General features: G+C 72.6%; 21 protein-coding genes. 14 read left to right on the top strand and 7 right to left on the bottom strand.

All coding sequences use genetic code 11. The features are described from left to right. The first annotated feature begins 241 nt into the window (after positions 1 to 241). Positions 242 to 1,201: a prolyl aminopeptidase gene (gene pip, locus HDA32_RS22140; protein ID WP_179645034.1), complete on the top strand. Its 960-nt coding sequence runs from the start codon at positions 242 to 244 to the stop codon at positions 1,199 to 1,201. Between the two features lie 105 nt (positions 1,202 to 1,306). Then, entirely contained in the window at positions 1,307 to 1,498 is a 192-nt protein-coding gene (locus tag HDA32_RS22135) for a ferredoxin (RefSeq protein ID WP_179645033.1), read from the top strand. A gap of 312 nt (positions 1,499 to 1,810) precedes the next feature. Here HDA32_RS22135 and HDA32_RS22130 read toward each other — a convergent pair whose 3' ends face one another. Both HDA32_RS22130 and HDA32_RS22125 read right to left on the bottom strand, forming a co-directional pair. Then, positions 1,811 to 3,013, bottom strand: coding sequence for an NAD(P)/FAD-dependent oxidoreductase (locus HDA32_RS22130; protein ID WP_179645032.1), 1,203 nt, complete (start codon positions 3,011 to 3,013; stop codon positions 1,811 to 1,813). Positions 3,014 to 3,178: 165 nt separating this feature from the next. After that, positions 3,179 to 4,147, bottom strand: coding sequence for an asparaginase (locus tag HDA32_RS22125; RefSeq protein WP_179645031.1), 969 nt, complete (start codon positions 4,145 to 4,147; stop codon positions 3,179 to 3,181). Between the two features lie 226 nt (positions 4,148 to 4,373). Here HDA32_RS22125 and HDA32_RS22120 point away from each other — a divergent pair, with 226 nt between their 5' ends. The 7 genes from HDA32_RS22120 (at position 4,374) to HDA32_RS22090 (ending at position 11,721) form a co-directional block, all read left to right on the top strand. Continuing rightward, positions 4,374 to 5,333, top strand: a complete 960-nt coding sequence (locus tag HDA32_RS22120; protein ID WP_246334453.1) for a 3'-5' exonuclease — start codon at positions 4,374 to 4,376, stop codon at positions 5,331 to 5,333. A 484-nt stretch (positions 5,334 to 5,817) separates the two neighbouring features. Continuing rightward, complete coding sequence (locus tag HDA32_RS22115; RefSeq protein WP_312863282.1) at positions 5,818 to 6,975, top strand: PP2C family protein-serine/threonine phosphatase; 1,158 nt, start codon at positions 5,818 to 5,820, stop codon at positions 6,973 to 6,975. After that, positions 6,972 to 8,690, top strand: a complete 1,719-nt coding sequence (locus HDA32_RS22110; protein ID WP_179645029.1) for a sensor histidine kinase — start codon at positions 6,972 to 6,974, stop codon at positions 8,688 to 8,690. The genes HDA32_RS22115 and HDA32_RS22110 overlap by 4 nt, the downstream gene beginning before the upstream one ends. Before the next feature lie 19 nt (positions 8,691 to 8,709). Beyond that, positions 8,710 to 9,141 carry a response regulator gene (locus HDA32_RS22105; protein ID WP_179646870.1) on the top strand — a complete coding sequence of 144 codons (432 nt, stop codon included), beginning with the start codon at positions 8,710 to 8,712 and terminating at the stop codon, positions 9,139 to 9,141. Between the two features lie 74 nt (positions 9,142 to 9,215). Further along, positions 9,216 to 9,746 (top strand): low molecular weight protein-tyrosine-phosphatase, encoded by a 531-nt coding sequence (locus HDA32_RS22100; RefSeq protein ID WP_179645028.1) that lies wholly within the window; start codon positions 9,216 to 9,218, stop codon positions 9,744 to 9,746. Between the two features lie 7 nt (positions 9,747 to 9,753). Next, positions 9,754 to 10,617: a fructosamine kinase family protein gene (locus HDA32_RS22095; RefSeq protein ID WP_179645027.1), complete on the top strand. Its 864-nt coding sequence runs from the start codon at positions 9,754 to 9,756 to the stop codon at positions 10,615 to 10,617. A gap of 309 nt (positions 10,618 to 10,926) precedes the next feature. Beyond that, the gene (locus HDA32_RS22090; protein ID WP_179645026.1) at positions 10,927 to 11,721 is read left to right on the top strand and encodes a DUF8017 domain-containing protein; all 795 of its coding nucleotides are present in this window, start codon (positions 10,927 to 10,929) and stop codon (positions 11,719 to 11,721) included. Here the strand turns inward: HDA32_RS22090 and HDA32_RS22085 are convergent. Then, a complete protein-coding gene (locus HDA32_RS22085; protein ID WP_246334452.1) occupies positions 11,718 to 12,299 on the bottom strand; it encodes a hypothetical protein in 582 nt (193 codons plus the stop codon). The genes HDA32_RS22090 and HDA32_RS22085 overlap by 4 nt on opposite strands. Further along, on the bottom strand, positions 12,296 to 12,670 hold the full coding sequence (locus HDA32_RS22080; RefSeq protein WP_246334451.1) for an SHOCT domain-containing protein: 375 nt from the start codon (positions 12,668 to 12,670) through the stop codon (positions 12,296 to 12,298). Before HDA32_RS22080 ends, HDA32_RS22085 begins: the two co-directional genes overlap by 4 nt. Positions 12,671 to 12,872: 202 nt before the next feature. On the opposite strand from HDA32_RS22080, the gene HDA32_RS22075 reads away from it, so the two are divergent. Both HDA32_RS22075 and HDA32_RS22070 read left to right on the top strand, forming a co-directional pair. After that, a complete protein-coding gene (locus HDA32_RS22075) occupies positions 12,873 to 14,075 on the top strand; it encodes a sensor histidine kinase (protein ID WP_179645025.1) in 1,203 nt (400 codons plus the stop codon). After that, complete coding sequence (locus HDA32_RS22070) at positions 14,072 to 14,728, top strand: response regulator transcription factor (RefSeq protein WP_179645024.1); 657 nt, start codon at positions 14,072 to 14,074, stop codon at positions 14,726 to 14,728. The genes HDA32_RS22075 and HDA32_RS22070 overlap by 4 nt, the downstream gene beginning before the upstream one ends. Before the next feature lie 27 nt (positions 14,729 to 14,755). On the opposite strand, the gene HDA32_RS22065 is transcribed toward HDA32_RS22070, so the two are convergent. The 3 genes from HDA32_RS22065 to HDA32_RS22055 all read right to left on the bottom strand — a co-directional run bounded on the left by HDA32_RS22065 (position 14,756) and on the right by HDA32_RS22055 (position 18,117). Then, a complete protein-coding gene (locus HDA32_RS22065) occupies positions 14,756 to 15,724 on the bottom strand; it encodes a carbohydrate ABC transporter permease (protein ID WP_179645023.1) in 969 nt (322 codons plus the stop codon). Next, entirely contained in the window at positions 15,721 to 16,701 is a 981-nt protein-coding gene (locus HDA32_RS22060) for a carbohydrate ABC transporter permease (protein ID WP_179645022.1), read from the bottom strand. Before HDA32_RS22060 ends, HDA32_RS22065 begins: the two co-directional genes overlap by 4 nt. A 69-nt stretch (positions 16,702 to 16,770) precedes the next feature. Then, complete coding sequence (locus HDA32_RS22055; protein WP_179645021.1) at positions 16,771 to 18,117, bottom strand: ABC transporter substrate-binding protein; 1,347 nt, start codon at positions 18,115 to 18,117, stop codon at positions 16,771 to 16,773. Positions 18,118 to 18,356: 239 nt separating this feature from the next. Here HDA32_RS22055 and lon point away from each other — a divergent pair, with 239 nt between their 5' ends. The 3 genes from lon (at position 18,357) to HDA32_RS22040 (ending at position 23,269) form a co-directional block, all read left to right on the top strand. Continuing rightward, positions 18,357 to 20,768, top strand: coding sequence for an endopeptidase La (lon, locus tag HDA32_RS22050; protein ID WP_179645020.1), 2,412 nt, complete (start codon positions 18,357 to 18,359; stop codon positions 20,766 to 20,768). Positions 20,769 to 20,875: 107 nt separating this feature from the next. Further along, positions 20,876 to 21,955, top strand: coding sequence for a Gfo/Idh/MocA family oxidoreductase (locus HDA32_RS22045; protein WP_179645019.1), 1,080 nt, complete (start codon positions 20,876 to 20,878; stop codon positions 21,953 to 21,955). A 171-nt stretch (positions 21,956 to 22,126) separates the two neighbouring features. Next, positions 22,127 to 23,269 carry an MFS transporter gene (locus HDA32_RS22040; protein WP_179646867.1) on the top strand — a complete coding sequence of 381 codons (1,143 nt, stop codon included), beginning with the start codon at positions 22,127 to 22,129 and terminating at the stop codon, positions 23,267 to 23,269. Positions 23,270 to 23,317 lie beyond the last annotated feature (48 nt).

The following is a 23,317-nucleotide window of genomic DNA, read 5'->3' as shown; positions in this document are numbered from 1 at the left end:
GACAGCGCGCAGAGATCGGGTGTCCCCGGCACCGTCCGAGCCGGGACCCCCGTGGCCGCTCGCGTGAACTCGGCCGCTCGCGCGACGAGGCGCTGACCGGCGCCGCGGGAGATCCCCGGCCGAAAGGGGGCCGAGCCGCCCGGACGGCCCGGCCCGCTCCCCGCCGCTCCCGGCACCGGCCCGCCTCGCCGCCCGGCCCCTTGCACGACCGACAGCCTCGTTGAAAGAAGGGCGCTCCTCCATGCGCACGCTGTATCCGCCCATCGAGCCGTATGACAGCGGGATGCTCGATGCCGGTGACGGGAACCGGATCTACTGGGAGCTCTGCGGCAATCCGGCCGGAAAGCCCGTGGTCTTCCTGCATGGAGGCCCGGGCGGGGGCTGCTCGCCCGACCACCGGCGCCTCTTCGACCCCGAGCGCTACCGGATCCTGCTGTTCGACCAGCGCAACTGCGGGCGCAGCACGCCGCACGCCGGGCGGATGGACACCGAGCTGCACGCCAACACGACGTGGAATCTCGTGGAGGACATCGAGCGGCTGCGCCGGATGACCGGTGCGGAGCGGTGGCAGGTCTTCGGCGGCTCGTGGGGCAGCGCCCTGGCCCTCGCCTACGCCGAGGAGCACCCCGAGCGGGTCAGCGAGCTGATCCTGCGCGGCATCTTCACGCTGCGCAACGAGGAGCTGCGCTGGTTCTACCAGAGCGGGGCCTCGTTCCTCTTCCCCGACCTGTGGGAGTCCTACCTCGCGCCGATCCCCGAGGAGGAGCGCGACGACCTCATCGGCGCCTACGCCGAGCGGCTGAACTCCCCGGACCCGGCGGTGCGGCTGGCGGCGGCGCAGGCGTGGAGCGTCTGGGAGGGCTCCACCGTCACGCTCATGCCCGACGAGGCGCTGCGCACCAACCACGCCGAGCCGGCCTACGCCCTGGCCTTCGCCCGGATCGAGAACCACTTCTTCGTGCACGGCGGCTTCTTCACGCCCGGCCAGCTCATCGAGAACGCCGACAAGCTGCGCTCCGTCCCGGGGGTCATCGTGCAAGGGCGCTACGACGTCTGCACACCGGCCAAGACGGCGTTCGACCTGCACAGGGCCTGGCCGGAGGCGGAGTTCCACCTGGTGGACGACGCGGGGCACGCGTTCAACGAGCCGGGCATCCTGCACCACCTGATCGAGGCGACCGACAGGTTCGCCGCCGGGTAGCGGGGCCTTTTTCCGACGGCGGCCGTCCCGGCGGGACCGCACCGCGCCGGGACGGGCGGGGCTCGAATAGGCTCGTGGCCCCGGACCGACGAGCGAGGAGCAGCAATGCGTGTGAACGTCGACTTCGACCGCTGCGAGAGCAATGCCGTCTGCATGGGCATCCTCCCCGAGGTGTTCGAGGTCCGCGACGACGACTACCTCTACGTGCTCCAGGAGGAGCCCCCGGAGGACCTCCGCGGCAAGGTCGAGGAAGCGGCCAGGATGTGCCCCAAGCAGGCCATCGGGATCGAGGGCTGAACCGCCGCCCTCCTCGGTCATAGGGGTTGTGAAACCTCGGCCATAGGGGTTCGCGGTGAACGGGCGGTCCGCCGTGTGGCCGGAGGCCCGTTTCTGCGGGGTGCCCGGCTCCGCGCGAAGCACATCGGACGTCCTGCGGTCCAGACCGGAACCGCGGTTTCGGCCCACGCCCAAGGCGGCGGGTCTGCTTCGCGCACGAGCGCGCAGTTCACCTCAATGGGCCTTCGGCCACACGAGAGAACCGCGCCCGCACGAGCCTCCTCCTGCGGTGGGCCTCCAAGCCCCCTGGGGCCAAGGTCCGCCCACGCATTCCTAACGCCCGGCGGCGGCCAGGGCGTCGTCCCAGGCGGTGGGCTCGGCCAGCAGCGGGCGGTAGCGCATGACCTTCGGGGTGGAGCGCAGGCCCAGGACGCCGACGAGCATCCCGGCCCGGCCGAGGAACGCCACGAACTTGCGGTCCTCGACCGAGCCGTGCACGAACTCCACGGTGTCGGCCGGGGCCGCCTGGCCGAGTAGCTGGACCTTCATGCCGTACTGGTCGGACCAGAAGTAGGGGACCGGAGCGTACTCCTGCCGGGCGCCCTCGCCGGCCAGCAGGTTGTGCGCCGCCACGGCCGCCTGCTCACCGGCGTTGGTCCAGTGCTCCAGCCTGATGCGGCCGCCGTAGCGGGGGTGCGGCCAGGAGGCGATGTCGCCGGCCGCGTACACGCCGGGAAGCGAGGTCGCGCAGTGGGCGTCGCAGCGCACGCCGCCCACGCCGCCGGCGAGTTCGACGCCGGAGCCGGCCAGCCAGCCGGTGTTCGTCTCCACACCCAGGCCGGCCACCACCAGGGACGCCTCGACCGCTGTGCCGTCGGCGAGCCGGACCCGCTCGACCCGGCCGGTGCCCTCGAACCCGGTCACGCCGACCCCCAGCCGCAGGTCCACCCCGTGGTCCAGGTGCAGTCCGGTGAGCGCCGCGCCGATCCTCGGGTCGACCACCCGGGTCATGGGGGTGGGCGCGGCCTCGACCAGAGTCACCTCGACGCCCAGCGCCCGGGCGCTCGCCGCGACCTCGGCGCCGATGAACCCGGCCCCGACCACGACCATCCGGTCCACGGCCTCCAACTCCGCGCGCACCGCCTCGGCGTCCTCGATCGTGCGCAGCACGTGCACCCCTGCGAGGCCGGTGGCCGGCCGCCGCGGCGCGGCCCCGGTCGCGATCACCAGGCCGTCGCAGGTGAGGGCGGAGCCGTCGTCCAGTTCCACCGCGCGCTCGGCGGGGCGTAGCCGCTCCGCGCGGCGGCCGAGCCGCAGGTCCAGCCGGAGCGCGTCGAACTCGGGCTCGTCGCGCAGCGCGACGCCCTTGGGCGAGCCCCGGCCGGTCAGCACCTCCTTGGACAGCGGGGGCCGGGAGTAGGGCCGGTGCTTCTCCTCGCCGACCAGGGTGATCGTGCCGTCGAAGCCCGCGCTGCGCAGCGACTCCGCGGCACCGAGCCCGGCCATGCCGGCCCCGACGATGACAATGTCGCGCATCCGATCTCCACTCGTCCCGGTGACGCGTGCCGTGGGCGGGGGCCGTCCCACCGCGGCACGCACCGGTGGGATCACCAAGGTGCAACGTCCACCGGAACCGATGTGTTTCCGCTGTGTTTCCGCGCTGTGCCGCACGCGGTTGTGCTGCGCGCGCAGCGGTGCGGCTCAGCCGGCCAGCGGGCGGACCGTCCCGACCGGGCGGCCGCCGCCGAGCACGTCCGCAGCGAGCAGGTCGGTGACCGGACCGACGTCGACGCCGAGTTCGGCCAGCGCGGTCAGCGCGACCATCGTGCGGGCCCGGACCAGCGGGTCGCCGTCGCTGATCTTGACCGCGACGCTCTCACCGGTGGCCGCGGCCACCACCATGACGCCCTCGGCCCCCTGCTTGGACACGACCCCGGGCAGCCGCCGCATCAGCACGGTGTCGTCGCGGTCGGCGCCCGCGACGTACTCGGGGAACCCCCGCATCGCCGAGAGCACGGTCGCCTCGTGCGAGTCCGCGTCGGCAAGGGCCATCGCCCGCACGCCGCGGGCCAGGCCGACCAGCGACACCGCCATCTGCGGGGCGCCGCAGCCGTCGACGGCGGTGTGGACGACCGGCTCGCCGCACTTCTCCTCGATGACCTCGCGGACCAGGACCTGCAACGGGTGGCCGGGGTCCAGGTAGTCGGCGGTGCTCCAGCCCTGCCGCACGCACGCGGCCAGCATCGCGGCGTGCTTGCCCGAGCAGTTCATCAGCTCCCGCGCGGGCCCGCCGCCCGAGCGCAGCAGCTCCTCGCGGGTCCTGCGGTCCATGGGCGGCTCCGGCGGGCAGTCCAGCGCGTCCGGTCCCAGACCGGCGTCGGCCAGCGTCCGGATGACATTGGCCACGTGGATGTCCTGGCCGCTGTGGCTGCCCGCGGCGATCGCCACCTGGGCGCCCGTGATCGGCGCGCCGACGCGCAGGCAGGCCAGCGCCTGGAACGGCTTGGCCGAGGAGCGCGGGAACGTGGGCGCCTCGACCGGTCCGCGCGCATGGGCCACCTCGCCTGACGCCGACAGCCCCACCACGGCGCCGAAGTGCACGCCTTCGCGGAACCCTGATCTGACCACCTCGACGAGCGGGGCGTGGGCGGTCGGCGTGCTGTCCGGCATGCGGGCTCCTCGTGCGGTGCGGGGGTCTTCCCTGGCTCGTGCTGCTCGGCCTCGTGGGCCAGGCCAGAGCATAGACGCCGCGACCGGGTCGGCACCCCGTCCGCGCGGCCTCCAGCGTGCTCGTTCGACGGGCTCCGTCAGTGTCGGCGGGTAAGGTCGGGGCTTGGCCCGGCAGGCAGGCGGGGTGGCCGGTGCACGCCGGAGGGTGTGCGTGCCGGGAGGCTCATTGCGACAGACAGGGGACGACAACGTGCTGGACGACGGTCGCGCCGGCCGGCGGGCCCTCCGTTTCGGAGCGCTGAGCCGTACCCGCCCCGGTCACCGGGCGCTGGACCTCGAATACGCCGTGGTCGACGTGGAGACCACCGGACTCGACCCGCGCCGGGGCGCGAAGGTCTGCGAGATCGCGGTGGTGCGGATGCGCGGTGACGGCACGGTGCTGCGCGAGTTCACCACGCTGGTCGACCCCCGCATCCCCGTCACCGGGCAGGAGTTCCACGGCATCGCCGTCGGCGACGTCGTCGGGGCGCCCAGGGCGGCCGACATCGTCGGGGACCTGGCCGAGCTGTTCTCCGGCGCGGTCCTGGTGGGCCACAACCTCGACTTCGAGGGGCGCTTCCTCGACGCGGAGTTCGTCCCGGCGGGGCTGCCCACGGGGCTGGCCGGGCTGTGCACGCTGCGCACCCTGCGCTCCCAGATCGATCTGGAGCGCTATTCGCTGCCCAGGGCCAGCCACGTCCTCAGCGGGCACTGGCCGACCGGCCAGCACACGGCGCTGGGCGACGCCAGGGCCTGCGCGCAGCTGCTCGCGGAACTGCTGCGCAACGCCCCCGGTGAGCTCCGCTACGCGGGCCCGGGGCCCGTGACGCTGACCGGCCGTTCCTCCGGCGCGCGGCTGAAGCCGCGCCGCTCGCTCAGCGGCCTGGTCACCCGCTTGTCGCTGGGAGCCGTGCGCGCGGCCCCCGCCCATGAGCTGTGCGACTGGCCGCGGCGCTGGCGGCCCTGGGAGTTGGATCCGGAGTTGTGTGCCGGGCGGTTCGGCGAGGAGGACCGCACCGCGGCGGTCGCCGATGCGGCCCTGCGCCGGCGGCGCCGCGAAGCCGCCTCGGCGACGGTGGCGCTGACCGGCGCGCTGGCCGGTGCGGCGGCCGCCGCGACCCTGGTGCGGCGCCTGCGCCGACGGTGATTCCGCCCGCCACCCACGGCACTGGAATACCCGGACTCTTGTGACCTGGCCGTTTGTGGAGCCCTCGGGGCGGTATCCTGACAACGGAACAATGACGCGGCGACGAGCGTTCCCGGCTCAAGAGTTCCCGGTCCGGGCGTTGGATGTCTCTCGTGCAATCCCGCTAGCGATAGACATTCCGGGCCATTATCGTTTGAATGCCGCGAATCATCTGCGCGCTGGCGTCTCGCTGAGCGGACGGTCGCAGTCTCCGATGAACTCCGATGAACACTGACAGCCGATGTCTCATCGTGCCGGGCGGTTGACGGGAGGACTCCGGGCATCGGAGGAGCCGCGAAGGTGCTGCCGAGCACCGAAGAACTGGTCGACGTAGAGGCGATGTGTGGACACTAGGAAAACAGAGCACGAGTCCGTGGCCGTGAGGTATTCCTACGCGGCGAGGACGGCCGATAGCGGCCATTCGGACGAGGCCGATACGCGTTCCGTGTCGGCCCCCGTCGAGTCGGTCGAGATCCTGCTGATCGAGGACGACCCCCAAGACGCGTTCCTGGTCGAGGAGCTGCTCGCCGACACGGCGCTGAGCGCGCACATCACCTGGTTCTCCACGCTGCACGAGGCCCGTGAGCACCTGCCGTCCTTCCGGGGCTGCGTGCTGCTCGACCTGAACCTGCCCGACGCCGGCGGCATGGAGCTGCTGCGCGAGGTGCTCACCTCGGCCGAGTCCGCCGCCGTGGTGGTGCTGACCGGATTCGACGACGAGCACGAGGGCGTCGCCGCCGTCGCGGCGGGCGCCCAGGACTACCTGGTCAAGGGGCACGTCGACGGCTCACTGCTGGCGCGCAGCCTGCGCTACTCCGTCGAACGGCAGCGCTCCGACGAGAACGCCCGCCAGTTGCGCGAGGCCGAGTTGTACGCGCGCGAGAACATGCGCCTGGAGCGCGGCCTGCTGCCGCAGGTGCTGCTGGACCGCTCCCCGCTGACGCACCGCGCCTTCTACCGGCCGGGCCGCAAGCGCGCGCTGGTCGGGGGCGACTTCTTCGACGCCATCGAGAAGGACGGCACCACCCACGTCATCGTCGGCGACGTCAGCGGGCACGGCCCCGACGAGGCCGCGCTCGGCGTGAGCCTGCGGATCGCCTGGCGCGCCCTGGTCATGGGCGGCGTGCCCGAGGAGTCGGTGCTGCCCGCGCTGGAGGAGATCCTGATCAGCGAGCGTGCGCAGGAGGAGATGTATGCGACGCTGTGCCAGGTCAGCCTCGACACCGGCGCCGAGACCCTGCGCATCAGGCTGTTCGGACACCCGCCGCCGCTGGTGATCACCGACCACGTCGCCGAGGTCGTGGCCAGCCCCCGGCCCCCGCTGGGCGCGTTCCCCGAGGTCGAGACCGTGGTCGATGAGGTCCCCTTCCCGCGCGGCGCGACGCTCATGCTCTACACCGACGGCCTCGTCGACGCCTACGACGACTCCCCCGAGCGGCTCGGGGTCGAGGGGCTGCAGCGGATCCTCAGCGACGTCGTCGGGGCCGGCACCTCGGTCGTCGACCTGCCCGAGCACCTGGTCGACGAGGCCGAGCGGCGCAACGGCGGCCCGCTCCAGGACGACGTCGCCATGCTGCTCATCACGCACGGGGATCAGGGGTGAGCCGGCCCGACGGCCCCGAGACCGCCGCGGCCCCCGGCGCCGGACGCACCGAGCGGCGGCCCTGGACGCTGCGGCGCCGCGTCACCGTCCTGCTCGCCGCGGTCGGCGTGGTCCTGGTCGCGCTGGTCTCCACCATCACGCTCAACGCGCTGGAGGCCCGGGACGCGATCATGCGCCAGGTCGACCAGCTGACCCCGGCCCAGAGCGCCGTCCAGCGCACCCTGACCGCCTACCTCAACCAGGACAACGGCGTCCGCGGCTACGCGCTCACCGAGGACACCGACTTCCTCTCCCCCTACCGGCGGGGCGTCACCACCCTTGAGGAGACCCTGCCGGTCCTCAGGGACGTGGCGCTGGACAACGAGGAGATCGACTCCGACATCGCGGAGCTGCTGGCGGCCGGTGAGGCGTGGGAGCGCGACTTCGCCGAGCCCACGCTGGACAAGGTCGAGCGGGGCGAGGAGATCACCTCGACCGACTACCGGCTCGGCCGCGAGCGGTTCAACGACCTGCGCCTGGCCGGCCAGCAGCTCGAACGGCGCATCAACCAGGAGCTCGTCGAAGCCAGGGACGGCCTGACGTCGGCGACCCAGCAGCTCATCGCGCTGCTGGTGCTGGTGGGGGTGGTCGTGGTGGTGCTGTGCACGTTCCTGTGGGTGATGCTCCAGCACTGGGTGCTGCGCCCCCTCGACCAGCTCGGCCGGCACCTCCAGCAGGTCTCCGACGGCTACTACGCCCACCGCATCGCCCTGGAGGGGCCGCCGGAGATCCAGCGGGTCGGCCGCGACGTCGACGGCATGCGCGAGCGCATCGTCTGCGACCTCGAAGAGGTCGGCACCGCCCGGCGCACCCTGCAGGAGCAGTCGGAGCTATTGGAGCGCCAGACCGAGGAGCTGCGCCGTTCCAACCTGGAGCTGGAGCAGTTCGCCTACGTCGCCTCCCATGACCTCCAGGAGCCGCTGCGCAAGGTGGCCAGTTTCTGCCAGTTGCTGCAGCGGCGCTACCACGGTCGGCTCGACGAGCGCGCCGACTCCTACATCGACTTCGCCGTCGAGGGCGCCAAGCGCATGCAGACGCTTATCAACGACCTGCTGGCGTTCTCCAGGGTGGGGCGGACCAAGAACTTCGGCGCCGTCGACCTCAACGTCGCGCTCAACGAGGCCCTGCGCAGCCTGGACGCGGCGCTGGAGGAGGCCGAGGCCGTCGTCACCGGCGACGACCTGCCCGTGGTCCGGGGCGACAAGACCCTGCTCACCCAGGTCTTCTTCAACCTCATCGGCAACGCCGTGAAATTCCGCGGCGATGATCCGGCGCGCGTCCACGTGAGCGCGCGCAGGGAGGGCGCCGAATGGGTGTTCTGCTGCACCGATAATGGGATCGGCATCGAGCCGCAGTACGCCGAGCGCATCTTCGTGATCTTTCAGCGGCTGCACACCCGTGACAAGTACGGTGGCACGGGCATCGGCCTGGCCATGTGCAAGAAGATCGTGGAGTTCCACGGCGGGCGCATCTGGCTGGGCGCCGAGTCGGAGGGGTCGGGGACCAGCATCTGCTGGTCGCTGCCCGTCGACACCCAGGAGAAGGAGTCCGCCGAGGACTCCACCGAGGAGGCCGGCGCCGACGCCGGCTTCCCCGAGGAGTTCGCCTTCGTCGGCAACGAGAGCGGCAATGAGAGCGCCTCCCGCGAGCGCGGGAACGATCCCGAGAAGGTCTGAGGCATTGAGCGAGGTCACGATGGTGCAACCCATAGAGGTGCTGCTGGTCGAGGACGACCCCGGCGACGTCCTCATGACCAAGGAGGCGTTCGAGGAGCACAAGGTCGGCAACCGCCTGCACGTCGTCTCCGACGGCGTCGAGGCGCTGCGCTTCCTGCGCCGCGAGGGGGAGTACGCCGAAGCGCCGCGCCCGCACCTCGTCCTGCTCGACCTGAACCTGCCCCGCAAGGACGGGCGCGAGGTGCTGGAGGAGGTGAAGAAGGACGAGGACCTGTCGCACATCCCGGTCGTCGTCCTCACCACCTCCGAGGCCGAGGAGGACATCGTGCGCAGCTACCGGCTGCACGCCAACGCCTACGTGACCAAACCGGTCGACTTCGACCAGTTCATCAACGTCGTGCGGCAGATCGACGACTTCTTCGTCACCGTGGTCCGGCTGCCCAAGGGGTAGCCGGACGCGCGAACCGCGCTGGTCACGGCCTCATCTTCCCCGTCCACGCGGGCTCCTGGGCTACCGTGGGCCCCATGAGCTTGCCGCAACCTCGTGATCCCGCCGGGCCGTACCGCATCTGCGTGGTCTGCCTGGGCAACATCTGCCGCTCCCCGATGGCGGAGAAGGTGCTGCTGGCCGATCTCGAACACGCCGGACTGGCCGACTCCGTGCGTGTGGACAGCGCTGGAACGGGGGACTGGCACATCGGGTCGGACATGGACACCCGGGCCGCCTCGGTGCTGCGCGTGCACGGCTACACCACCGACCACGTCGCCCGCCGGTTCGACGCGGTCTGGTTCGCCGAGCGGGACCTGATCCTGGCCATGGACACCGACAACTTCGCCGACCTGCGCCGCCTCGTCGAGGCGGTCACGGCCGACCCGGCGCAGGCCGAGGAACGGGTCCGGCTGTTCCGCTCGTTCGCGCCGGGCGCCGGCCCGAACCCCGAGGTGCCCGACCCCTACTACGGCGGCGACGACGGATTCACCACCGTGCTGAACATGGTCGAGGCGGCGAGCAAGGGCCTCACCGACGAGCTGACCGCCCTGCTCGGCAAGAGGTAGGCGGCGCATGGAACCCGTCGCAGCGCGCGTCGCCGAACTGACCGGTCGCGAGGTCGCCGAGACCGCCCCGCTGGGAACCAGCCACGACTGGGAGCTGCACCGCGTCACGCTCGCCGACGGCACGCCGCTGTTCGCCAAGGCGGTGCCCGACCGCGGCGAGCGGTTGTCCGGCCTGTTCCGCGCCGAGGCGCTGGGACTGGACTGGCTGGGCCGGGCCCCCGGGGCCCCGGTGCCCGAGGTGGTCGGCTGGGACGCCGACACCCTTGTGCTGTCCTGGATCGAGGAGCGGCCGCCCTCGCCGGCGGCGGCGGAGGACTTCGGGCGGCGGCTCGCCGCGATGCACCTGGCCGGCGCGGACTCCTTCGGAGCGGACTGGGACGGGTTCATCGGCCCGCTGCCGCTGGACAACACCCCGTCCCCGTCGTGGCCGGAGTTCTACGCCCGGCAGCGGCTCGCCCCCTTCCTGGAGCGGGCCGCCGACCGGGGCGCGCTCACACCGGGCGACGTCCGCGTCGTGGAGAAGGTCATCGGCTCCGTCGGGGACCTGGCCGGCGACCCCGAACCGCCGTCCCGCGTGCACGGCGACCTGTGGAGCGGCAACGTGATGTGGCAGGGGGACGGAGCGGTCGTCGTGGACCCCGCCGCGCACGGCGGCCACCGCGAGACCGACCTCGCCATGCTCTCGCTGTTCGGCCTGCCGCACCTGGACCGCGTGCGCGACGCCTACAACGAGGCGGCGCCGCTGGCCGCGGGGTGGCGCGACCGGATCGCCCTGCACCAGCTCCACCCGCTGCTGGTGCACGTGTGCCTGTTCGGCGCCGCGTACCGCACCACGGCGATGGACGCGGCCCGCGCCGCTCTGCGCGCCTGAGAGTGATCCGGCCGATCCCGACTTGAGTTTCAAGCTCAGCCATCGGGGGTTCTGGACCTCGGCCACAGGAGGGATTCGCGGTGACTGGGCGATCCTCTCGTGTGGCCGAAGGCCCTTGGACGGAGATCGCCCACCCGCACGCCTACTCCATCCTGTGGCTGAGCTTGGAAATCAAGTTCGAGATCGGCACAAAGGTGCGGAACCGCTAGAGTCGGACCCGTGAATTGGCCTGGAAACCAGCGACCGGACAACTGGGGCCACCCTCAGGGCGGTGCCCCGACCCCCCGAGCCTCCGGCGGACCCGGCCCCATGATGGTGGCGCTCCTCGCCATCGTGTTCGCGGCCGTGCTGGTCATCGCCGTGACGGTGGTGGTGATCAGCCTGCGCGGGAACGCGCAGCAGGCGGCGGCCCCCGCCGCGCCCGCCGAGGAGAGCAGCGAGCCCGAACCCGAGCCGGCCGGGGAACCGGAGCCGACGCAGGAGCCGTCCTCCCCGCCCCCGCCCGTGCCCCTCATGCAGGAGGGCTGGCAGCTGGCGAGCGTCACCAAGTGGGGCTTCGTCTACGAGATCCCGCCCAGCGACGACGGCTGGGTCTTCGACGGCCCCACCCACCTCCGGGGCTACGAGGACGATGACGGCCAGCCGGTCCTCGGCATGGGCGGCACCTCCCTGTACAAGGAGAACCCCTGCGAGACCTGGGGATCGCGCGCCGACGTCGGGGCCCAGGCCGTCACCGACACCGACGACACCGAGGAGATGGCCCGGAACGTCGCGCTGAAGTGGGCCGAGTACGCGTTCGAGACCGAGGCCGGGGGCAGGGCCGCCACGTCGGTGCGCTCGGTCGAGGCGTTCTCCTCCAACGACCTGACGGGCCACCACGCCGTGATCGACGCGACGGTGCAGCAGCCCGACGCCGACTGCCAGCCGCCCGGCGGGGTCGTGCACGCGGTCGCGGTCCCGGCCGACCAGGACGACACGGGCGTGCGCGTCTTCCTGGTCATCGCCGACACCGGGGTCGACGACGCCCTGACGGAGGAGACCATCGACACCGTCATCTCGACGCTGCGCGACAACGACTACGACTACGGGGACCAGCCCGCTTAGCCGCGTGCCGCCGGCGCCCCCGCGCGCCGGCGGACCCGGCCGAAGGGCTTGACCGTCGACAGCAGCGTGGCGGCCAGCAGCACCGTCAGCGCCACCGACAGGGCGATGACGGTCCTGGCCCGTTCGAGCAGCGGGGGCGGCACCGAGCCGTCCGCCGTCGCCGCAGCCAGCTCCAGGACCTGCGGGCCGAGGCTGAAGTTGCTTCCGACCACCAGGAGCGCGGTCAACCCCAGCTTGATCAGCACCCACCAGTGGCGGGCCAGGCCCCACGGGGTGCCCAGCGAGAGCACGAGGCCGGTGGCCAGCGCGGTGAGGCTCACGGGGGCGACCAGGGTGGAGACCAGCAGGCCCGCGGCGCCGTAGACCGCGCCGACCCGCGCGGGGTCGTCGTCGGCCAGGCCCGCGGCCAGCAGCGTCACCAGGCACACCTGGGCGCCGAGCCAGCCGACCGACGCGACGACGTGCGCGCTCAGCACCGTCTTGCGCCAGGCCGGGGAGAGCCGAGGGAACGCGGGGAGCGAACCGGTCCGGGGGCGCGGACGCCCCCGGGTCCGGTCCTGGCGGGGCGTCGCCGTCATCGCTTGGCTCCGGAGTCCTCACCCGGCACCCAGTTCAGGGCGCCGGCGCGCTCCATGAATTCGTCGACGCCGATGTCACCGGCGGCGAAGCGGTCGGCCAGCACCCGCCTGGCGCCCGCCTCGGGCGGTTCGGGTGCGCTCGCCCATGGCGGGCGGCGGCCGCCGCCGCGGCGGCTGAGCAGGAAGACGCCCAGCCCGATCAGCAGGGCGATGACGAGGAACATGGCGGCTCCCACGGCTGGAAGGAACGGGGGCGGTCCACCGCCCCAGGGCGGTCCGGGATGGGCGGCCAACGCGGTGAGTCCCGCGGCCCCGGCGGTCGGCGTGATGTTCGGTGCGGTGTCCAAAGCGGTGCTCAATGCAGTGTCCATACAACCGAGCCTGGCCGCCGGCCGCTACGCGCGTCATCGCCCGGTGCGCGGCTTCGCGGCTACGTCCGCGCGCGTAGCCGCGGTACGCCTCCGGCACGACGCCGGGCGGGCCCGCGCGAACTATCGTCGGGATGACGGCGGCCGGTGAGCGGGCCCGGCGCCGGCGGTGGCGGACCCGCGGTGAGGGGAGGCGCGCAAGCCCATGACGCGCAAGGCCGGCCGGATCCTCGCCGTGGACGTGCCGCTGGGGCTCCTCCTCGGCCTCCTGGTGCTCGCCGTGACGCGCGGCCAGACGGCGTTCGAGCACTGGGGCCCGCCCGGCCAGGGAGGGCCCGGCCCCGGGTGGCCCGACCGGGTGGACGCCGCGCCGCTGTCACCGGCCACCCACGCCGCCGTGTTCGCGGCCGCCGCGGGCGTGATGGTGCGCAGGCTCCGGCCCCGCACGGCCCTCGCTGTGACCGCATCGGCCGTCACGGCCTTCCTCGCGCTGGGCAACCCGTTCGGCCCGATTCTGCTGCTGCTGGCCGTGGTGGTGTTCTCCACCGCGGCCGCACTGCCGCTGCGGGCCTGGGCGCCGTGGACGGCCCTGGCCGTGCCGCTGCTGCTCTCCGGCTACCTCGACCGCCCCTACCTGGGGCTGCTCAACGGCGAGCTGCTGACGGGGGCCGTGTTCGGGCTGACCCTCCTGCTCGCCCCCGCCGCCCTGGGCGTCATCGTGCGCACCCGCCGCGAGGGAGCCCGCCGGGACCGGGAGCAGGAGCTGCGCCGCTACGCCTACGAGGAGCGGCTGCGCATCGCCCGCGAGGTGCACGACGTCGTCGGGCACAGCCTCTCGGTGATCAGCATGCAGGCCGGTGTGGCGCTGCACGTGCTGCACAAGCGCCCGGAGCAGGTCGTGCCCTCGCTGGAGGCGATCCGGCGGACCAGCAGGGACGCGCTGGAGGAGCTGCGCGGTACGCTGGCGGTCTTCCGCGACCCCGGCGTCGGGGGCGACGACGAGCGGGCGCCGCTGCCCGGGCTGGACCGACTGGAGGACCTGGTCGCCGCGATCACCGCCGCGGGCCGCCGGGCGCGGGTGCGCACCGATGGGGACCCCGTCGAGCTGCCCGCGGCCGTGGACCACGCGGCCTACCGCATCGTCCAGGAGGCACTGACCAACGTGGTGCGGCACGCCGAAGGAGCGGAGGCCGACGTGCGCATCGCCTACCGGCCGATGGAGGTCGTCGTGGAGGTGACCGACAACGGTCCCGCCCGGCCCGAGGCGCCGCCGGCCGAGGGCAACGGGCTGGCCGGGATGCGCGAGCGCGCCCGTGCCGTCGGCGGAGCCCTGCACGCCGGTCCGCGCTCCGGTGGCGGGTTCGCCGTGCGGGCCGAGCTGCCGCTGCCGACCGGGGGCGATCGGTGAGCGTCAGGGTGGCCGTCGCCGACGACCAGGCCCTGGTGCGGATGGGGCTGCGGGTGCTGATCGAGGCGGAGGACGACCTGGAGCTCGCGGGCGAGGCCGCCGACGGCCGCGAGGCGCTGGAGCTGGTGCGCAGGGAGCGGCCCGATGTGGTCCTGATGGACGTGCGCATGCCCGTCATGGACGGCATCGCCGCGCTGCGCGAGATCGCCGCCGACGACCGGCTGACCGGGACCCGCGTGGTGGTGCTCACGACGTTCGAGCTCGACGAGTACGTGTTCGACGCGCTGCGCGCCGGGGCGGCCGGGTTCCTGATCAAGGACAGCGAGCCGGAGGAGCTGCTGCGGGCGGTCCGGCTCGCGGCCGAGGGCGAATCGCTGCTGTCGCCGTCGGTGACCCGCCGCGTCATCGCGGCGTTCACCACGGGCTCGGGCGCCCGCCACGCCCCCCGCCCCGAGCTGGGCCTGCTCACCGACCGCGAGCGCGAGGTGCTGGGCCTGGTCGGCGAGGGGCTGACCAACGAGGAGATCGCCGAGCGCCTGGTGGTCAGCCCCGCCACCGCCCGCACCCACGTCAGCCGCTCCATGGTCAAGCTGCACGCCCGCGATCGGGCCCAACTGGTGGTGATCGCCTACCAGTCGGGCCTGGTGCGGTAGCGGGCCGTGCCGGGCGGCCGGGCCGGATCAGCCCTTGACGCTGCCGGCGAGCAGGCCGCGCACGAAGTAGCGCTGCAGGGCGAAGAACACGCCCAGCGGCACCACGATGGAGACGAACGCGCCGGCCGTGAGGCGCTGCCATTCGCCGCCCCGGGTGCCGGCCATCTCGGCCAGGCGGACCGTGAGCGGGGCGGTGTCCACGCTGCCGCCCGCGAAGATCAGCGCCACCAGGAGGTCGTTCCAGACCCAGAGGAACTGAAAGATCGCCAGCGACACCAGCGCGGGCACGATCAGCGGAGTCACCACGCGGCGGAAGATGACGCCGTGCCCCGCGCCGTCCACCCGCGCGGCCTCGAACAGGCTGCGCGGCAGTTGCGAGATGAAGTTGTGCAGCAGGAAGATCCCCAGCGGCAGGCCGAAGATCGTGTGCGCCACCCACACGTTGGTGAACTGGAAGGCGCCCTGCAGCTCCCAGGCCGGCAGGATCTGCTGGTCGCCGATGCTCACGCCCTCGGAGAAGAAGCGCAGCAGCGGCACCAGCGACATCTGCAGCGGTACGATCTGCAGCGCGAAGATCCCCAGGAACAGCCAGTCGCGCCCGGGGAAGTTCATCCAGGCCAGCGCGTAGGCGGCCAGCGCGGCGAGCGTCACCGCGAACACCGTGGCCGGCACCGTGATGACGAACGAGTTCACGAAGTAGCTGGCGAGCTGGCCCCGGCTGGCCGTGCCGAACAGCACGTCGCCGTAGTTCTCCATGGTGAGCCGCGGATCGCTGAAGAACGTCCACCACCCGGTCGTCTTGATCTGCTCCTCCGGGCGGAAGGAGGAGACGAACAGCCCCGCGGTGGGCAGCGTCCAGAGCACGGCGATGACGACGGCGGCGATGCCCGCGGCCCGGCCGGACAGCCGCCTGCGGACCCGGGCCGCCGATGACTCCGGCGGCGCGGCCCTGACGGCGTCGTCCGCGGTGGGCGGGGGAGGCGTCGGGTTGGTCACTGCTGCTCCCTGGCGCGTCGGTTGCTGCGCATCTGCATGATGACAAGGGGAATGACCAGGACGAAGAGGAAGACGGCCAGTGCCGAGCCCTGGCCGAGCTCGCCGTAGCGGAACGCCTGGTTGTACATCTCGTTGGCGATCACGCTGGTGTCGAACTGCCCGCCGGTCATCGTGCGGACGATGTCGAAGACCTTCAGCGTCTGCACCGAGATGGTGATCAGCACGACCGTCACCGTCGGCCAGACCGACGGCAGCGTGATGCGCCAGAAGAGCTGCGGGGACGAGGCGCCGTCGATCCGCGCGGCCTCGGTGATCTCCGCGGGGATCGCCTTGATCGCCGCCGACAGCACCACCATCGCGAAGCCCGCCTGCACCCAGATCAGCACGGCGATGAGCAGCAGCGTGTTCAGCGGCTGGTTGAGCAGCCACTGCTGCGGCTCGCCGCCCAGCCAGACCACCACCTGGTTGAGCACGCCGATCTGATCGGATCCGGCCGGTTCGAACGCGTAGACGAACTTCCAGATGATGCTGGCGCCGACGAAGGAGATGGCCATCGGCATGAACAGCAGCGACTTGGCGACGGACTCGAACCTGGAGCGGTCAACGAGGACCGCGTAGACCAGCCCGGTCGTGGTGGCCAGCACCGGCGCGAACACCACCCACAGCAGGGTGTTGCGCAGCACGATGAGGATCTCGGGCTGGGTGAACATCCAGACGTAGTTGGCCGTGCCGACCCAGGCGTCGCCGGAGCGGCCCATGAACGACAGCGCCGTGGTGCGCACCACCGGGTAGACCGTGCCGAGCAGGAGCAGCAGCGCGGCCGGGCCGAGGAAGAACGCCGCCTGCCACCAGTCGCGCCGCGTCTTGGGGCCGCGGTCGACGACGAGCAGGAGCACTCCGATGACGCCGGTGAACGCCGCGACGCCGATCACCAGCCACAGGAGCTTGGGCAGCTCTTCGAGCAGGGAGAAACCCATTCCATCCCTTTCAGGGGGAGCCGCCCGGGCGCCGGCGCGCCGGCGCCCGGGGCAGGTGCGGACGCTCCTTTAGGAGGAGGGCCAGGAGTCCTCGATGTAGGACAGGGTCTCCGCGGTCTCGTCGCCGTTGATCCAGTTGGTCATGCCGCGCCAGAACGTTCCGGCGCCGACCGCCGCCGGCATGTTGTCGCTGCCGTCGAAGCGGAACACCGTCTCGGAGTCGCGCAGGATCTCGGCGCCGAGTCGGTCGGTCGGGGACTCCAGCGTGTCCAGGTCCAGGTCCTGGTGGGCCGAGAACCAGGCGCCCTCGGCGGCCCGCCGGTCGGCGTAGTCGGCGGTCGCCAGGTACTCCTGGACCGCGACGACCTCGGGGCGGTCGGCGAAGGCGCCGACGAACTCGCCGCCGCCCATGACGGGCGTGCCGAAGTCGGGGTTGATCGGGGGCAGGTTGAACGCGAACGCGTCGCCGTCCTCGGCGACCGTGGTCCCCTCCGGCCACTGGGCGGCGTAGAAGGAGCCCATCAGGTACATTCCGCACTCGTCGTCCAGGATGGGCAGGCCGGCGTCCTGGAAGGAGGTGGTGACGATGCTCTGCACCTCGCCGTGGCCGCCGTTGACGTAGTCGGGGTTGCGCAGGATCCCGTCGACCCGCTCCATGGCGTCGGCGACCTGGTCGTCGTCGAACGGGATCTCGTGCTCGACCCACTGGTCGTAGACCTCGGGGCCGTTCTGCCGCAGCATCACGTTCTCGACCCAGTCGGTGGCCGGCCATCCGGTCGCGTCACCGGATTCGATGCCCGCGCACCACGGCTTGACGCCGTCGTCGGCCATCGCGTCGCTGAGTTCGATCAGTTCGTCCCAGGTCTGCGGGACCTCGTAGCCGTTGTCGGAGAAGAAGCCGGGGGAGTACCAGACGAAGGACTTGACGTTGGCTCCCAGCGGGGTGCCGTAGAGCTCGTCGCCGACGGTGGCGTAGTTCAGCCAGTCCTCGCTCCAGCCGGCCTCGGCCTTCTCCTGGACGCCCTCGGGCGCCGGCAGCGCGTCCCCGGATTCGGCGAAGCGCTCCAGCAGGCCGGGCTGGGGGAAGAAGGCGAGGTCGGGGGCGTTGCCGCCGTCGACCTTCACCTGGACCTGGGCCTCGAACTCGCCGCTGCCCTCGTACTGGATGTCGATGCCGGTGCAGGAGGCGAAGTCCGCCCACGCCCGCTGCATCCGCTCGCCCTCCTCGTCGCGGATGGAGGCGTAGACCTCCACGCTGGTGCCCTCGTGGCCCTGCCACTCCTGGAAGTCCTCGCAGTCCGCGGATTCGGGGTCGGCCGCCTGGGAGTCGCCCGACAGGTAGGAGCAGCCGCCGGCGAGCAGGATCAGGGGGAGCGAAGCCGCGACGGTGATGCGACTGCGCGGGGATGTGGGCATACGCGTACCTCCGGGGACCGCCCGGCGACTGGTGTAGACCGGGATCGTGAGGTCTGATGGAAGTGGGTTTGGCATGACTTGTCCATATCCGTGTCTGATCCCGGCCGTAACGGTTTCGTCACGTGGTCGTTCGGTCATGGAACCGTGCCGGGATCGAGATCGCTGTCAGCGAACAGAGACAGGGGAACAAAACCAGACTCTTCTTTATTGAGTCCTATTGACTCAATAAGGAGGGTCCCATGACTGACACGCAATCCGGCGTGACGCTGCCCGTCCTGCCGCTCGATGACGACGTGGTCCTTCCCGGCATGGTCGTGCCGGTGGACATCTCCGACTCCGAGGTCCGCTCCGCCGTCGAGGCGGCCCAGGCCGTGGGCGACGGCGCGGCGAAGCCCCCCGGCATCCGCTCGGCGAGCAAGCCGCGGGTGCTGATCGTGCCGCGCGTCGACGGCTCCTATGCGGGCGTGGGGACCGTCGCGGTCATCGAGCAGGTGGGCCGGACCTCCGACGGTGAGCCCGCAGCGGTGCTGCGCGGCACGGCCCGGGCGCGCGTGGGCAGCGGGACCACCGGGCCCGGCGCGGCGCTGTGGGTCTCGGTCGCGGTGCACGAGGAGAAGACCCCCGAGGGCGGCCACCCGGGCAGGGTGCAGGAGCTGGCCCGCGAGTACAAGACGCTGCTGACGACCTACCTGCAGAAGCGCGGCGCCTGGCAGATCCTCGACGGCGTCCAGCAGCTCGACGACCCGAGCCGGCTCGCCGACCGCGGCGGCTACTCCCCGTTCCTCAAGACCGCCCAGAAGCTCCGGCTGCTGGAGAGCTACGACGTCTCCGAGCGGCTGGGCGACCTCATCGAGTGGACCCGCGAGTACCTGGCCGAGCTCGACGTCACCGAGACGATCAACAAGGACGTCCAGGAGGGCGTGGACAAGCAGCAGCGCGAGTTCCTGCTGCGCCGCCAGATGGAGGCCGTCCGCAAGGAGCTCAACGAGCTGTCCGGAAAGCCCGGCAGCGAGGAGGAGGACTACCGCGAGCGGGTCGAGACCGCCGACCTGCCCGAACACGTCCGCACGGCCGCGCTGGCCGAGGTCGACAAGCTGGAGCGGGCCGGGGACTCCTCGCCGGAGGCCGGATGGATCCGCACCTGGCTCGACACCGTCCTCGACATGCCCTGGAACGAGCGCACCGACGACGCCTACGACATCGCGGGCGCGCGCGGGGTGCTCGACGCCGACCACGCGGGACTCGACGACGTCAAGGAGCGCATCGTGGAGTACCTGGCGGTGCGCAAGCGCCGCGAGGACAAGGGGCTCGGCGTCATCGGCGGCCGCCGCAGCGGTGCCGTGCTCGCCCTGGTCGGCCCGCCCGGCGTCGGCAAGACCTCGCTGGGCGAATCGGTGGCGCGCGCCATGGGGCGGACGTTCACCAGGGTCGCGCTCGGCGGCGTCCGGGACGAGGCGGAGATCCGCGGCCACCGGCGCACCTACGTCGGCGCGCTGCCCGGCCGGATCGTCCGCGCCGTCAAGGAGGCCGGTTCGATGAACCCGGTCGTGCTGCTGGACGAGATCGACAAGGTCGGCAGCGACTTCCGCGGCGATCCGACGGCGGCCCTGCTGGAGGTCCTCGACCCGGCGCAGAACCACACCTTCCGCGACCACTACCTCGAAGTCGACCTCGACCTGTCCGACGTGGTCTTCCTGGCCACCGCCAACACCCTGGACTCCGTCCCGGCGCCGCTGCTGGACCGCATGGAGCTGGTGGAGCTGGACGGCTACACCGAGGACGAGAAGGTCACCATCGCCCGCGACCACCTGCTCCCGCGCCAACTGGAGAAGGCCGGGCTGGAGCCGTCCGAGGTCGTGCTGGGCGACGACGCGCTGCGCACCGTCGCCGGCGAGTACACCCGCGAGGCCGGCGTCCGCGGCCTGGAGCGCTCCATCGCGCGGGTGCTGCGCAAGATCGCGGCGACCGTGGCGCTGGGCGAGCGCGAACTGCCGGTGTCGGTGGGAGCGGACGACCTGCGCGCCTACATCGGCCGGCCCAGGCACACGCCGGAATCGGCCGAGCGGACGGCCGTGCCGGGGGTCGCCACGGGCCTGGCGGTGACCGGCGCGGGCGGCGACGTGCTCTTCGTGGAGGCGTCGCTGGCCGACCCGGAGTCCGGTGCCGGCGGGCTGGCCCTGACCGGCCAGCTCGGCGACGTGATGAAGGAGTCCGCCCAGATCGCGCTCTCCTACCTGCGCTCGCGCGGCGCCGAACTGGAGCTGCCGGTGGGCGACCTCAAGGAGCGGGGCGTGCACATCCACGTCCCGGCCGGCGCCGTCCCCAAGGACGGCCCCAGCGCCGGCGTCACCATGACCACGGCGCTGGCCTCGCTGCTGTCCGGCCGCCCGGCGCGCTCCGACGTCGCGATGACCGGTGAGGTCTCGCTGACCGGCCGGGTCCTGCCGATCGGCGGGGTCAAGCAGAAGCTGCTGGCCGCGCACCGGGCCGGAATCACCACGGTGCTGATTCCGGCGCGCAACGAGCCCGACCTGGACGACGTGCCCGCCGAGGTGCTGGAGCTGCTCACCGTGCACCCGGTGGCCGACGTCAGGGAGGTGCTGGACCTGGCGCTGCGGCCGGCCGGCTCCAGGGAGCCGGTCGCCGCCTGACCGGCGGACGCCGACGCGGGCCGTCCCCCTCGGGGGACGGCCCGCGCGTGTCTTCTCCGCGGCCGGGGCGCGGCGCGCCGGGGCCGCGGTCTCCCATAATTGGACGCATGACCTCTTCGCACGGTGCTGACCACGATCTCCACGTCGCCCTGATCGGCTACGGCAAGGGCGGCGCCGTCTTCCACGCCCCGCTCATCGACGCCACCCCGGGCCTGCGGCTGTCCGCTGTCGTCACGGGCGATCCCGGGCGGCGGGCCGCCGTCCGCGAGCGCTACCCCGACACCGAGGTGATCGCGTCGGTCGACGAGCTGTGGCGGCGCGCCGACGACTTCGAGATCGCCGCCATCACCACGCCCAACGACAGCCACGCCCCGCTGGCCCGCGCCGCGCTGGAGGCCGGCCTGGCGGTCGTGGTGGACAAGCCCTTCGCCCTCACCTCCGCCGAGGCCCGCGAACTCGCCGAGGAGTCGCGGCGGCTCGGCCAGGTCCTCACGGTGTTCCACAACCGCCGCTGGGACAGCGACTTCCTGACCCTGTGGAAGCTGATCGACGAGGGCACCCTCGGCCGGGTGCACCGGTTCGAGTCCCGATTCGAGCGGTGGCGCCCCGAGGCCAAGGAGACCTGGCGCGATCAGGGCGGCGTCGAGGAGGGCGCCGGGCTCCTCTACGACCTGGGGCCGCACCTCATCGACCAGGCCGTCAACCTGTTCGGGCCGGTCGCGAGCGTCTACGCCGAACTCGACTCCCACCGGCCGGGCGTGCGCGCCGACGACGACACATTCGTCGCGCTCACCCACGCCTCGGGCGTGCGCTCCCACCTGTGGATGAGCGCGCTGACCGCCCAGCTCGGCCCGCGGTTCCGGGCGCTGGGCGACCGCACCGCGTTCACGGTCAGCGGCCTGGACGGCCAGGAGCGCCGCCTGGAGCGCGGCGAGCGCCCCGACGCCCCGGACTGGGGCGAGGAGCCCAAGGCCAGGTGGGGCGCGTTCGGGCTCGACGGCGACCTGCGCGCCGTGCCCAGCGAACGCGGCGACTACCCGGCCTTCTACGCCGCCGTCCGCGACGCCGTCGGCGAGGGCGACCCCCTGCCGGTCGAACTGCACGAGGCCGTGCACGGCCTGGAGGTCATCGAGGCGGCCAGGCAGAGCGCCGAAACCGGCCGGGTCGTCGCCCTGGCCGCGGACTGACGGCCGGGCACGGTGGACACGCGGCGGGTATGAGATATCCGATCGCCCGTTCATTGGACGTGTTCACGCCGATTTTCTAGCGTCAGAGGAGTGAGCGACACCGTCAGCGAGACGCCGTCACGGCAGGGCCACCGCGCCGGCAGTTCCGGATACCGGCGCGTCACAGTGGCGATGGTCGCCGCGGGGGTCGCCACGTTCTCCCAGCTCTACGCCGTGCAGGCGGTGCTGCCCGGACTCGCCGGCACGTTCTCGGCCTCGGCGGCGCAGGTGGCGCTCACCGTCTCCCTGGCCACCGGAGGGCTCGCCGGGTTCGTGCTGGTCTGGAGCGGCCTGTCCGACCGGTTCGGACGGGTCCGGGTCATGGCGGTGGCCCTGACGATCTCCACGGTGCTGGGCCTGCTGGCGCCGTTCGCCCCGGAGCTGTGGACGCTGCTCCTGCTGCGCGCGCTGCAGGGCGCCGCGCTGGGCGGGGTGCCGGCCGTCGCGATGGCCTACCTGGCCGAGGAGATCGACCGGGCCCATCTGGGCCGCGTGGTCGGCGTCTACATCGCGGGCAACACCGTGGGCGGGATGGCGGGCCGCCTCGTCGCCGGTGCCGTCGCCGACCTCGGCGGGTGGCGCTGGGGCGTCGGCGCGGACTCGGTGCTGGGTCTGCTCGCCCTGCTCGTGTTCCTCTTCGCGATCCCCCGGCCGCGGGGATTCGCGCCCGGGCGCCGGGCCGCGGGAGCGATGGGCATGGGGCGGCGGGTGGCCGCCGCCCTGACGGACCCCGGCCTGCTCGCGCTGTACTGCCAGGGCCTGTTCCTCATGGGGGCCTTCGTCTCCGTCTACAACTACCTCGGCTTCCGGATGGCGGGGGAGCCGTTCGGGCTCTCCCAGACCGTCGTGGCGTTCCTGTTCGTCGCCTACCTCGCCGGCACCGTCAGCTCGGCCGCCGCGGGGATCGTGATCGAACGGGTGGGCCGGCTCGCGGTGCTGCTGGCCGGCGTCGCCGGCATGGTGCTGGGCGCGCTCGCCATGCTGGCGATGTCGCTGCCGGTCATCGTGGTCGGCCTCGTCGTCCTCACGTTCTGCTTCTTCGCCGCGCACGCCACCGCGTCGGCCTGGGTGGGCCGCAGGGCCTCCGGCGAGGTCAGGGCGCAGGCCTCCGCGCTCTACACGCTGGCCTACTACCTGGGCTCCAGCGTGTTCGGCTGGCTCGGCGGCGTCGTCTACGACCACGTGGGATGGGGCGGCGTGGTCGGCTACGTCGCGGCCCTGTGCGCCGCGGCGGCGCTGGCCGGGCTCGTCTTGAGGACGCGGCCGCGGGGCTGATCCCGGCCGCGCGTTTCGCTCGCCGACGGTGCGCACCGTGCGCGGTGT

The sequence above is a fragment of the Spinactinospora alkalitolerans genome (assembly GCF_013408795.1).
GTDB lineage: Bacteria > Actinomycetota > Actinomycetes > Streptosporangiales > Streptosporangiaceae > Spinactinospora > Spinactinospora alkalitolerans.
Note: the sequence above shows the minus strand (reverse complement) of the source record. Positions and strands in the feature narration are given on the sequence as shown.